Origin of the sequence: Marinobacter sp. THAF197a (assembly GCF_009363275.1) — a bacterium.
In the GTDB taxonomy this organism is placed as follows: domain Bacteria; phylum Pseudomonadota; class Gammaproteobacteria; order Pseudomonadales; family Oleiphilaceae; genus Marinobacter.
The window spans coordinates 271,303-284,165 of record NZ_CP045324.1 but is presented as its reverse complement, the minus strand read 5'-3'; the positions used below and the strand labels follow the sequence as shown (position 1 = coordinate 284,165).

The 12,863-nt window shown below is 61.0% G+C and carries 10 protein-coding genes; 4 read left to right on the top strand and 6 right to left on the bottom strand.

All coding sequences use genetic code 11. From position 1 onward, the window contains the following. Positions 1-8: 8 nt before the first annotated feature. The 4 genes from FIV08_RS01235 (at position 9) to FIV08_RS01220 (ending at position 2,508) form a co-directional block, all read left to right on the top strand. Positions 9-266, top strand: a complete 258-nt coding sequence (locus tag FIV08_RS01235) for a TIGR03643 family protein (RefSeq protein ID WP_072678733.1) — start codon at positions 9-11, stop codon at positions 264-266. 56 nt (positions 267-322) lie between these two features. Continuing rightward, positions 323-745, top strand: a complete 423-nt coding sequence (locus FIV08_RS01230) for a YkvA family protein (protein WP_152437091.1) — start codon at positions 323-325, stop codon at positions 743-745. A gap of 63 nt (positions 746-808) precedes the next feature. Further along, the gene (gene pomA, locus FIV08_RS01225) at positions 809-1,585 is read left to right on the top strand and encodes a flagellar motor protein PomA (RefSeq protein ID WP_152437090.1); all 777 of its coding nucleotides are present in this window, start codon (positions 809-811) and stop codon (positions 1,583-1,585) included. Between the two features lie 2 nt (positions 1,586-1,587). Then, complete coding sequence (locus FIV08_RS01220; RefSeq protein WP_152437089.1) at positions 1,588-2,508, top strand: flagellar motor protein MotB; 921 nt, start codon at positions 1,588-1,590, stop codon at positions 2,506-2,508. A gap of 4 nt (positions 2,509-2,512) precedes the next feature. Here FIV08_RS01220 and FIV08_RS01215 read toward each other — a convergent pair whose 3' ends face one another. From FIV08_RS01215 to FIV08_RS01190, 6 genes are all read right to left on the bottom strand, one after another. Then, the gene (locus FIV08_RS01215; RefSeq protein WP_152437088.1) at positions 2,513-3,613 is read right to left on the bottom strand and encodes a lipocalin-like domain-containing protein; all 1,101 of its coding nucleotides are present in this window, start codon (positions 3,611-3,613) and stop codon (positions 2,513-2,515) included. Beyond that, complete coding sequence (locus FIV08_RS01210; protein WP_152437087.1) at positions 3,610-5,868, bottom strand: FtsX-like permease family protein; 2,259 nt, start codon at positions 5,866-5,868, stop codon at positions 3,610-3,612. The genes FIV08_RS01215 and FIV08_RS01210 overlap by 4 nt, the downstream gene beginning before the upstream one ends. Positions 5,869-5,874: 6 nt before the next feature. Then, the gene (locus FIV08_RS01205; protein WP_152437086.1) at positions 5,875-6,525 is read right to left on the bottom strand and encodes an ABC transporter ATP-binding protein; all 651 of its coding nucleotides are present in this window, start codon (positions 6,523-6,525) and stop codon (positions 5,875-5,877) included. 39 nt (positions 6,526-6,564) lie between these two features. Continuing rightward, positions 6,565-9,723: an efflux RND transporter permease subunit gene (locus tag FIV08_RS01200; RefSeq protein ID WP_152437085.1), complete on the bottom strand. Its 3,159-nt coding sequence runs from the start codon at positions 9,721-9,723 to the stop codon at positions 6,565-6,567. After that, positions 9,720-10,961, bottom strand: coding sequence for an efflux RND transporter periplasmic adaptor subunit (locus FIV08_RS01195; RefSeq protein ID WP_152437084.1), 1,242 nt, complete (start codon positions 10,959-10,961; stop codon positions 9,720-9,722). The genes FIV08_RS01200 and FIV08_RS01195 overlap by 4 nt, the downstream gene beginning before the upstream one ends. Before the next feature lie 163 nt (positions 10,962-11,124). Continuing rightward, positions 11,125-12,738, bottom strand: a complete 1,614-nt coding sequence (locus FIV08_RS01190) for a BCCT family transporter (protein ID WP_083557661.1) — start codon at positions 12,736-12,738, stop codon at positions 11,125-11,127. Positions 12,739-12,863: the final 125 nt, after the last annotated feature.

Below are 12,863 nucleotides of genomic sequence, written 5' to 3'. Positions count from 1 at the left end.
GTGTTGCGATGAGCTCCACACTGACACCTGAAGACCTGTCTCGGGTTATCGAAATGGCCTGGGAAGACCGCACACCCTTTGAGGCCATCGAAGCCTGCTTTGGGCTGCCGGAGAAAGAAGTCATCAAGTTGATGCGTCGGGAGCTGAAAGCGGGCAGTTTCCGGCTTTGGCGCAAGCGTGTCAGCGGGCGTAACACAAAGCATGCCCGGCTGAGGCCGGAGGGTGTTTTACGGGCTCACTGCCCGACCCAGTACAAACACAGATGACGGCGCACACGAGTTTCGTTACCGTTACAGGTATTGAAAAACCACCGGACCGAGCTATGGCATTCTTCTCCGAAAAAGCAGCGGCCTCACAACTGAAACACGAGGCAGACAAGGTTGGCAAGGACGACCTGGAGTCTCTATTAGAGCGCCAGAAAGCGATTGAGAAAAAGGTGCTCAGCAGCGGCCGGTTGCGCCGGTTCACCACCGACGTCCGTTTGATGTTTGCGTTGGTTCGGGATTACTGGCGGGGCGATTATCGAGCCATTCCCTGGAAAAGCATTGCCGCCATCGCCGGCGCGCTATTGTATGTGCTGAACCCCATCGATCTGATTCCAGACATCATTTTCGGCATCGGCTTTCTCGACGACGCCGGCGTAGTGGCGCTGTGCCTGAAACTGGTGGAGTCAGACCTCCACCGCTATGCCGCCTGGAAAGCACAGCAGGAAGACAACAACGTCACCACAATGACAATTGATTAAGGAATAATCAGAGGGTATTCTCTCGTCCCTCCTCCCCAACCCTGTGCAGTTAACGGAGTAACCGTGGATTTTGCCACCCTGATCGGCCTGGTCGGCGCCATCATGCTTATTGCATCGGCAGTGATACTGGGCGTGTCCCCTGAGGTGTTTCTCAACCCGGCATCTTTGCTGATCGTGGTCGGGGGCAGCCTGCTGGTGGTTCTCGCAAAGTTCAGTTTTAGCCAGTTTTTCGATGCCTTCAAAGTGACTGCCCGCGCCTTCAAGTTCAAACTGCCAGAAACCCAGGCCAGCATAGACGAGCTGGTTGAAGTCGCGCAGATAGCTCGTAAACAGGGTGTTCTGGGGCTTGAGGGCCGGGACGTCAGCTCTCCGTTTCTGGCCCAGGGCATTCAGATGCTGGTGGATGGCCAGGACGCCAACACCATTAAACAGCTGCTTAACAAAGAACGGTTGATGACCCTGGACCACAACCGTTCCGGGGCCAAGGTGTTCAACGCCCTCGCTGATGTGGCGCCGGCCATGGGTATGATCGGTACCTTGATCGGTCTGGTACAGATGCTGTCGAATATGGAAGACCCGAAATCCATCGGCCCGGCCATGGCGGTGGCGCTCCTTACCACGCTTTACGGCGCCATGATCGCCACCATGATTGCCACGCCCATCGCCGACAAACTGTCGCTGCGAATGACCGAAGAAGCCCGTATGCAGTCCCTCTACATTGATGCGCTGGTGGCCATACAGGAAGGCACCAACCCCCGAATCATTGAACAGATGCTGTCTTCTTACCTGCCCCCGAAAGAGCGCGCAAAGAACGGTGAAGCGGAGACGGCAAGCGACTGACCATGGACGAGTTACCGGAAGAGGAAAAGCGTGCGATACCGGCCTGGGTTGTCACCTTTGCCGACCTGATGTCGTTGCTGATGTGCTTCTTCGTGTTACTGCTGTCGTTCTCCGAAATCGACGCCCAGAAGTTCAAGCAGATTGCCGGTGAATTATCCAAAGCCTTTGGCGTTCAGCGGGAGGTTCCGGCCCTGGAAGTCCCCATGGGCACCAGCCCGATCTTCGACAAGTTCTCACCGGCACCGCCGGAGCCGACGGTGGTCAATGAAATCCGCCAGACCACCACCGATCAGCAGCCGCAACTGCAGACACTTAACGACCCCACCGAGCAGGCGGTGCAGGACGCCCTTCAGGAACAGATGGATGCCAACCTGGCAGAGATCCTGGAAGTACTGGAGCCGGCGATTATGGACGGGCGCATCAATGTCTCGGAAGACCAGCGCCGAATTGTCATCCGGGTCGAAGAGAAGGGATCCTTCCCGTCCGGGTCTGCTCAGCTGACCTGGGAATTCGAGGGCTTGCTGCTTGACATGGCAGAGGTGCTGGCCGACATGCCCGGCGATCTGGCGGTAGAAGGCCACACCGACAACATCCCGATCCGTACGGAAAGATTCTTCAGCAACTGGGACCTGTCAGCGGCCCGGGCAGCCGCAGTGGCTAATGTGTTGCTGGCCCGGGAACAGGTGTCGCCCGAGCGCCTGCGAGTGACCGGCCTGGCCGATACCCGCCCCCGGGTGGCAAACACCACCGCAGACAACCGGGCCAAGAACCGGCGCGTGGAAATCATCATTGACCTGTCTGGCCCCTTGGAAGAACAGGAAATCCGATTACGGGAGCTGATTGAAGCCGAACAGCAAAGCCAGGAAGCGATCATTGATCTGCGGTCTGAGCAGACTTCACCATCCGGCGACCTGGTCTGGTAGCGCGCTACTGTTCGGAGTAGCCCGTAAGCTCCATATAACCAACACCTTCGTGACTGCCAGTCACCGTTACCGGGCTTTCCCAGTAGGGATACAAACCATCGTTGGTGTAGTTACCTGGGGGAGCCGACAGCGTCAGATCCAGATCATGGTCCGGCACCGTCAAGCGCCACCGGGTGGGAACAGGCCCGGCACCAGCCCCCGGCTCCAACTGCAACTGGCCCGGAGCCAGAGCAATCGGTTCACCACCCGCCGGTATCCAGGTGCCGGAGCGGAAATGATCTTGCTGCTCCCTTAGCTGGAACGCCATCAGTTTGTCGCCAGAATCCAGGTGCAGGGCAAACCAGTCCCAGCCCTGCTGACCCGCTTTCAGAAACTGGCTACTCCACTCCCGGTCGAACCAGGCCTTGCCGCTTACCGACAGCGTTTCACGCCCTAACCTCACCTGTCCGGTCACCTCGATGTCCACCAGGCTGAAATACATGGAGCCTTCACCGCTGGCCGACTTGGCACTGAACCCGTCAACCCCGTGAGCCACCGGCGCCCCCCGCACGGTCAGCTCAAGATCAAACGCCCAGTAGTCCTCCGTGGCGGGTTGCCCATGACTGACCTTTAGCTGCCACTGGTCCGACGATTCGCCCGTGGTCAGTTGCCAATGGTCGAGCCAGACCTGGAAGGGCTCCGCGGTGGCACCGGCCTGGCCCAGATCACCCCGGGCCAGTCGTTCGCCGAACCAATGCTGCCCCCGGTAGCTGACGGCGGCATGGGCCATCCAGGCCGCCTTTAATGGCCAGCCCGAGGGCTCCGGTGACGGGGATGCATAATCCCGGGGCTCGATGGCCTGGCGGAACTGGGTCCACTGCAGCCCCAGTGGTTCGCCGGCGTCCGTTTCCAGGTTTGCGGTGAGGTACCACCATTCGATGCGATGGGCCGGATGAGGGCCGAAGTCCCGGGGGAAAACCAGTTCCGTGCCCGGTCCCGGCTGCTCGAATCCGTTGTCAGTGCCGGCCGTTCCGCCCAGACCGGCAAAACCCGCGTGTGTGCCAGGCTCACTGCAGCCTGCAAGCAACCCGTAGACAAGCACCATGGTCAGCCAACGGAGCCTCATCGCTCTTCTCCTGTCACGCTGCCGGTCACCAATGGCCGAACCGCAGGGCGCCCCAACTGCCGACGCATCAGCAAGGCAATACAGCCGCCAATCAGCAACGCCAGGGCCAGCAATTCCAACCAGAAGACCGGATAGACAGCCATCGGCAGTGACCAGCCGAAGGCCAGGGGGTTGATGCGCTGCACCAGTACCCAGGTCAGGCCAACACCCAGCGGCAAAGCCAGCGCCGCTGCACTCAGGGTGACTGCCAGCGCCAACAGCAGGAGTTTCCGGAAAATCTCTGCTTTAGTCATGCCCCAGACTTCCAGCAGCCGGAAGTACCACAGGCGGGTGGACAGAAACACCCAGCCCATCAGTAACAGGGCAACCGCCGCCAGTGCCAGGGTCAGCACCGTCATGGCACGGGTCAGCATAAAAGTCTGCTCGAACACCCGGTTGGCCAGGTCCTGAATGGCGCGATTGTCGCGGATGGTCAACGCCGGCTCGCCCCAGAGTGCGCGAAAGGCGTCAGTGATGGTTTCAATAGGGACACTGACCGGGGAGATCGAGAAACTCTCGAACGTCACCTCGAAATCCGGCGGCAGAATTTGCCCGGCAATCATCACTTCTCCCGCGGGTCGGCCATAATCCGGGTAGATGGCCAGCACCGGCAGTTCAAGGGCCCGCTCCGCCAGCACCAGCTCCAGTTCGGCGCCCACGGACAGTCCCAGGCGATAGGCGAGCTGCTCGTTAACCATCACACCGGCACCAGACGCCAGTGCCTGCCAGGGCTGTCGTGTCTGCTCAAGCAGGCCCCAGCCAGTCATCAGCGGGCCAACCGGCGCCACGGCAAAGATATCCACATCTTGCCAGGCTTGCCCATGCCGCAAGCGGCCCGAGCCACGCTGGACATGGTGCCAAAGCCCTTCGCCTGCGGTTGGAAGATGCTCCGTCAGCCAGTTGGCAGCCAGTGCGCTGTCCGCGCCCTCCGGCACCTGCACGTAGACATCCGCCGACAATCGCTGACTCAACCAGCGATCAAAGGTGTCTTCAAAGGTAATCACCAAAGCCTGCACGGCCAACACCATGGCCAGGGAGAACTGTAACGCCACCAGGGGCAACGCCAGGCGCCGGCACAACACGCCAAACTCGGCCCACCACCAGCGCCAACCCGGCTGGGCGCTGGCCCGCACACCTGCACCAGACAACAACGACAGGCCCCGGGGCATTAACCACCCGATACCGGCCAACACCAGTGCCAGAGCCACAAACAGCAGCCACAAGACATCGACCAGCCACACACCGGCCAGGCCAACCAACACCAAAGATGTGGCCGCTGCGGGCCGCAGGCGGCTGCCCGGCATGGCGCGGGCAACCATCGGCATCAGCCAATCCACCATGGCAACGGCGAGCAGTAGCACGGTCATCACCAATGCAGGCACCCGCCAGTGGTTGCCGCCGGTCGCCAACTGACGGCTATCAAACAGCCCTTCCATGACATTGGCGAAGCCACCTTCCAGTACCGAGGCCAGCGCCTGACCGAGCCAGATACCCGGTATCAGGGTGAGGGCGGCGAGACACAGAAGCTCCAACAGCAGGTGCCCGCGCACCCGCCGGCCAGACACCCCAAAGCGGGCCAGGAGCGCGAAACTGTCCCGGCGCTGGGACAGCGACAACAGATAGACACTGCGCAGGAGCAACCCGGTAATCAGCAACACCAGTACACTCAAGGCATCCAGGTTCAGCAGGAAACTGTCGCCCAGCTGGCCGGTATCCGGTGACAAAGCGAAAGGGGCCGTGCGATAGGCCGAGGGCAAAGGACCCTCGCCCGCCGCCAGGATCAGGAACAGCTGCTGTTCGGCGGCCGTTAGAGCAGCTGCGTCGGCGATATCCAGGAACGGCTGGCCAACCAGTGGCTGGCCATCAAAGCTGGCAACATCAGCCTGTTCCTGAAAACACAGGGCCGCCAGAGGGTCGACGCCAATCACCCGGCGGGACTGCCCGTCCGGCAAGACTTCCAGCCAGGGCATCACGCACAGGCCCTGGCGGCGAAGCGAGACAAAATCCTCTACCGAGAGCGCGGCACCATCAACTCGCAGCACCTGTTCACGGACCTCCACCAGCCGTTCACTCTGGCCGAGGCTGTCGCGGGCCTGGCTGGTCAGGTGGTGAATACCGGTCCACAAGGCGGTGGCCAGCAGCATCAGAAGGGCCAGCGCGGCGCCCTGCCAGGGGTGCCGGCGATAGTGGCTGAGCAGGGCGGTAAACACCGTCATGGGCGCTCAGCCCCCGGACCGATGGCCAAGGTCCAGCGTCTGCTGGCAGCGGGCCGCCAGCTCCGGGTCGTGGGTAGCGAGAATCAGGCTGCAACCGGTTTCACCCTGGAGCCTGAACAGCTCATCAGCCACCTCGTTGGCCGTGTTGCGGTCCAGACTGCCGGTGGGTTCGTCTGCCAGAATCAGGTCCGGGGCCATGGCGAAGACCATGGCCAGCGCCGCCCGCTGGCGTTGGCCGCCAGACACCTGGTCCGGAAACCGGTGGCCAAGTTCTCCGATACCAAGCACCTCCAGCCAATGCTGGCAACGGGTTTCCGGTTGGCCGGCCAATGAGGCGCGAAAGCGCACGTTATCCAGCAGCGACAAGGTCGGCATCAGGTTGGCTTCCTGAAACACCACACCGATTCGCTCGCGGCGCAGGCATGGCCAGTCAGCAGTCCGGCCGTCTTCGCCAAACAACGTCACGATGCCTTCATCCGCTTGCTCCAGCCCACACAGAATATTCAGCAAGGTGGACTTGCCGGAGCCGGAACGCCCCATCAGGGCGAGCGAACTGCCGGCAGGCAGATCAAAGCCCAGGCCAGACAACACGGCAACGGCCGAATCGCCCTGGCCGAAGGTTTTACGTAAGCCGCTGACGCTCACTGCACTGTGCACCTTAACGTTCTCCCCGTTGGCCAATTCGCCCCCCAACGTTCAACCCTGCAGGGGTTCCGGCGTTTCGCCGTGGCGCTGCGCACGCCATTCCCGGAACTGCTCCAGCCACGATAACAGTGCCGGTATCACCAGTAACACCAGGAAGGTGGACAGGCCCAGGCCAAAGGCGATGGACGTCGCCATGGGAATCAGGAACTGCGCCTGCAGGGAGGTTTCAAACAACAGCGGCAACAGGCCACCGATGGTGGTGAGGGAGGTCAGCAACACTGCCCGAACCCGCTGTACGGCTGCTTCATTGAGGGCATCGGTAATACCCAGTCCTTTCTGGCGCTGCTGGTTATAGAACGACACCAGAATAATCGCGTTGTTGACCACAATCCCGGACAAGCCGAAGAGGCCGAACAACGACAGAATGGTCAGCTGCAACCCCATCAGCCAGTGCCCCAACAAGGCACCCACCAGGGCAAAGGGAATGATCGCCATCACGATCAGCGGCAGGCTCCAGGAGGCAAACACCCAGGCCAGCACCACATACATCAGTGCGATACCGATCACCAGGCCGGTTTTCATGTCGTCCATGGTTTCGCGCTGATCGGCAGACCGCCCCTCGAAGCTATAACGCACGCCGTATCGGCTGGCAATGTCCGGCAGGGCGCCGGCCTGCAGGCTTTCCAGTACCTGATCGGTGGTGGCCACCCGGGTATTCAGGGCCGAGGTCACCTCCACCGCCAGTTTGCCGTCGGCATGGCGCAGGGCCTGAAAACCCTGGCGGTGGTCCAGGTTCATCACCTGGGTCAACGGCACGAACCGGCCATCCGGAATACGCACCGTCATTTGCTCGAGGGTGGAATACCGCTCCCGTTGATCGCGGGGTAGCTGCACCCGCACTTCAATCTCGTCACGGCCGTCCTGATAGATCTGGGCAATACGGCCATCAAAGGCTGCCCGCAGCTGACGCCCGAGATCCATGGTGGTCAGGCCCAGGGCTTCACCATAGGGGCTCACCTGATAGATCAACTGTTCCCGGCCCCAGGGCATGTCATCTTCCACATCCAGCACCCCCGGCAGGGTGCTGAGCGCCTGGGCAACTTCGTCTGCGGCACGTTTGAGGTTATCGGCGCTTTCGCCAGTCAGGCGAATGTTCACATCCCGCCCTGGCGGTCCGGCCTGGCGCTCACTGATGTTGAGCGAATCCAGCCCTGCGGGTAACGGCAGACGCTGGCGCCATTGTTCAATGAATTCCGGGTTGCGGACATCCCGGCGGTCTGAGGGCACCAATTCCACCAACATGGAACCGAGCTCGTCATCATTCCGGGAACTACCTTCCGCACCCTGGGTAGCGCCGTAGGTGGTCACCGCATGGAGAATCAGATTACCGCCCAGTGCCTGCTCTGTTTCGTTCAGAGTGCGCTGCATCTCGCGCATGAAATCCGCCACCTCGCGCTTATCGGTACCGGCGACAAAACTGGCGTTGGCGTAGAACACCGAGGGCTCCGGTGTCGGGAAAAAATTGAAACCCAGACGACCGCCAGCCAGCAGACCGACGGTGAGGATTGCCAGGGCCAGAGCGCTGGCCACCGTCACGCCGCGATGCTTCAGGCTGTAACGGGAAAATCGCCGGAACGGGCCATCGCGAAAAGCATCAAACCGCCGCTCAAAGCCATTGCGAAGCCGAGTGACCGGGTTTGGCTGACGCTTTGCAGTCGCCGGCTGGCCTGCCTTTTCAGTTTTGCGCTTGAAGGCATGGCGCAAGTGCGCCGGCAGCACGATGAAGCACTCCACCAGCGAGGCAATCAGGACACAGATCATCACCAAGGGGATGTCGCCCAGGATGTTGCCGATCACGCCACCCACCACCAGCAACGGCATAAACGCGGCCACAGTGGTCAGAGACGATGCCAGCACCGGCCAAACCATGCGCTTGGCGGCACCCTCGGAGGCATAAATAGATTCCTCACCCATTCGCGCATGGGCATCGGCATCCTCGCCCACCACGATGGCATCGTCCACGATCACCCCCAGCGCCATGATCAAGGCAAACAGGGAAATCATGTTGATGGAGCCACCAATCAGCCAGAGCACCGCCAGCGCGGCCAGAAAGGCGGTAGGAATTCCGATCGCCACCCACATGGCCACACGCCCCGGCAGGAACAGGTACAGCAACCCCACCACCAGCACCAGGCCACCCAGGCCGTTGTTGACCAACAGGGAGATACGATCCTGCAACAGCTGCCAGGTTTCGTCATACACTTCCATTTTGATGGAATCGGGCAGCACCGGCCGGGTGTCTTCCAGCCAGGTTTCCAGCACCTTGGCGGCGGCCAGGGAGTTGCCGTTTTCCGAGCGCTGCAGCTGTAGTTCCACCGCAGGCACGCCATGGTTCTCCATCACCGTCTGGTTGTCACGGGCTTCCTGGCGGATGACAGCGATATCACCCAGCTGCATCCGCACCCGGTCACCACTGAGCACCGGAACGGTTTCAAAGGCCTGTGGGCTGCGCCGTTGCTCGATGGAGCGAAGTTCCCGGGTAGCATCCTGCTGCGCCATCATACCCGCTGGCAAATCCCGTGACAGCGAGGCCACCCGGTCGGCAATCTGTTCAAGCGACAGGCCGAGGGTTTCCAGCCGTTCCACCGGCACATCAATGCTGATCTGCTGCTCCGGTAAACCGCGGAGGGCGATGCGATCAATGCCACGATCCAGCAGCTCGTCTTCAAACCGGTACACCAGATTGCGCAGTTCACTGCGGTCCACGTCGCCATAGATCAACAGGCGGGCTACCGGCTCATAACGTTCGATGCGGGCTACCTGCGGTTCTTCAGCGTCAGCCGGCAGGTTATTGAACTCGTCCACCTGCTGGCGCACGTCGTCCACCGCCTGAATCGGATCAGTGCCCTCATGGAATTCCAGGGTGATGGAGGAGATGCCCTGGGCGGAGGTAGACGTCATTTTCTTCAGGCCATCAACGCTGCGGAGCCGCTGCTCCAGTGGGTCCGTGATCCCCCGTTCGACATCCTCGGCAGACGCACCACTCCAGACCACCCGCACACTGACGACATCCAATGCAAAAGTAGGAAAGAACTGGATATTCATCCGGCTCAGGGCCAGCACACCGCCAAGAATCATCACCAGCATAACCAGATTGCCGGCTACCCGGTGGTGGACGAAGAAACCGATAATGCCTTTTCTGCGCCTCACTCTGATGGCTCCCCGTTGTCACTGGCCACTTCAACTTTCAGGCCGGTCATGGCATTGGGGAGGTGGGTAATGATCAGGCGGGCACCTGGTGTGAGCTGCTCACCGGCGATCAGCAAACGACGTTCACCGTTACTGGCTATGGCCTCGCCGATGCGCTCCACCTGCACCCGCTGCATACGCTGATCGTCGGTCATCAGATAGATGCTATCGGCGCCGTACAGGGCACTGAATGGCACTTCCACCGCCTGTTCCCGGGCGGGCCGCTCAAGCGTCAGCGGCAGCAGCGCACCCGGCCTCAAGCCCGCCGGCGCCCCGTCGAGCGTCAACACCGCTTCGGTGCCTGCGGGGTCAGCAATCCCGGCAAAGCGGGTTAGAGTGAACCGATGCTCCCGGTTGCGGCTATAGGCGTTGAGCGTATCACCCCGATCCAGGGCCCCGATCAATTCCCGCTGGAAGACGTCCGGCACCCTGGCGCGCACCTCAAGCCCGGCCAGCGGATAAATCGACAACAGCGACTGATTGCGGGATACCTGATCACCCACCGCCACCTGCACGTTGGTGACCACACCATCAAAGGGCGCGACGACGCGGGCCCTCTCACCGTCCCGTTCTGTGGCCGTCAGGTTAGCGGTGGCTTGCAGCAATCTGGCCTGCAGGCTTTGCAGCCGTGCCGGATGTTCGGTAATCGCCCGCTCCCGGGTACTGACGGTCAGTTCCGCCCGGGCCAGGGCGTCGGTTGCCGTTTCCAGGTTTTCCCGGGAAGCCAGGTTCCGACCCACCAGGGCTTCAATCCGTTCGAACTGGCGGCGGGCGTTGTCTGCAATGGCCTGTTCACTCTCCAGGGCGCGCTGGTCGTTCCGATGGCGGACCTGCTCCGAGCGGATCTGGGCCTGCAAATCCTGAACCTGGGCACGGGCCTGGGCGAGAGCCGGCTCAATGTCTGCTTCGTCCAGGGCCAGCAAAAGGTCACCACGGCTCACCCGGGCACCCTCCGCTGCCGGGTGCTCGGCAATGCGGCCAGCCATGGTGGCAGCCACCGTTTGCTGGTCAGGCGCCACCACTTCACCGTACAACGGCAACACAGGCACCCCGGTAGCTGGAGCCACAACCTGAACCTCTACCCGCCAGCTACGTTCGGTGGCGGCCACTTGGGCAGGCTCGGGGCGCGTTGCCTTGAGCACAATGAAGCCCGCAATACCCGCGGCCAGAATCAGGAGAGGAACAAAACGTTTGTACATGGGTAGTGTCTACGCTCAGGATGGTCGAGTCGCGCTTTCGCGCAAAGTTACTATACAACCCGTTACCGTATTCGGATTGTTAACAGGGTGCGACAAATATTCACAGCCACAACCGACAGTCAGCCAACATCAGAACACCCATCCGGTGCCATTCAACGGATGATCATTCGTTTTTCCCGGGCTCCTCGGGCTTCAACCCGGGTTCAGAGCCCGCCCGCTCATCACCAAGGTGATCGTTTTCTGCCAGCAGTCGCAGCAAGCGCTCTTTGGTCATGGCCTCATGCAGCTCGATCTGCCGCTGCTCGTTTCGCAGTGATTTCAACAGGGCAACAGCCATAAAAATCATCAACACCATGAACGGAAAGGCTGCCAGTATTGAAATGGTCTGCAGCGCTTCCAGTCCGCCACTTAATAACAGTACCCCGGCCACCGACACCTGCACTATGCCCCAGGTCAAACGGGACCAGCGCTTCGGGTTCAGAACCCCTTTACTGGTAAACATACCCAGAACAAAAGTAGCCGAGTTGGCGGAAGTAATCACAAACAGCACGATCAGCACCAGCATCAGGCCGCCAATAACGGCGGTGCCCGGCAGGTAGTCCAGCGTGGCGAACAGGGCCGAACTCATCTCCGCCAGTACGGCGTCACCCAGGGCGGCCCCCTCAAACAGTTCGAAATACAACGCGGAGCCGCCAAAGGTGGAGAACCAGACAATGCTGAGCAACACCGGCATGCCTATCACCCCGAACACGAACTCCCGGATGGTTCGCCCCCGGGAAATCCGGGCAATAAAGCTGCCGACAAAGGGTGCCCAGGACAACCCCCAGGCCCAGTAAAAGATGGTCCATCGCTCCACCCAGTCATCTCCAGTGTAGGGCGTCATCACCAGACTCATGCCGACCATGTTGGCGAAATAGTCACCAATGGCATTGGTCATGGCAGCGGTGATGAAATCGGTCGGTCCCATAAAGAACACAAACACCAGCAACCCCGCCGCCAGCAGCATGTTGGCGTCACTCACATAGCGAATCCCGCTCTCCAGCGGCGCCAGGGAACAGAGCAGGAACACAACCGCAACGCCGGCAAGAATGAACAGTTGTTGGGTAACGCCGAACGCGGTACCGGCCACAGCACCCAAACCACTGTTAATCTGGATAACCCCCAGGCCGAGGGTGGTTGCCACCCCGAACACGGTGGAGACAACAGCCAGGATATTGATGGAATGTCCGATACCCGAGTCGACCCGATTACCCAGAGTGGAGCGGAAGGCTTCACTGATCAAACCCGGGCGTTGCAGGCGGAAGCGCACATAGGCAATGGCCAGACCCACCAGGGCAAAGTTGGCCCACTGGTGAAAGCCCCAGTGAAACAAGGAATACCGCATCGCCATGCTCGCGGCCTGTGGGCCACGAGGCTCAGCCGAGTCAAACGGGGGCGCCACAAAATGGCTCATGGGCTCGGCCACCGCCCAGAACACCAGGCCAACCCCCATCCCGGCGGAAAAGATCATGCCCAGCCAGGTCAGATAGGAGAACTCCGGTGCCTCACCATCGGCACCCAGGCGAATCTTGCCGTAATTGCCAGCGGCGACGGCAATACAGAACACCAGAAATCCCGAGGTCGCAAACAGATACAACCAGCCGAAGTGCAGGGTGGTGAATTCCAGCGCCTCGTGGGCGTACCGTGACAACCCGGCAGGCATCAGGCCCCCGGCCACCACGAACAGAACTAGCAGTACGAAAGAACAGTAGAACACCCAGCCGGGCCGATGACTCATAACAAACCTGATATTCCGGTGACTTTAGGAACGAAAACGCTTTCATTCTAGCCGCATCCGCACGGCCATTCCGAATCCCCGGCCGGGGCATCAAAAAAAGCCCCGGGCAGATTCGTCATCTACCC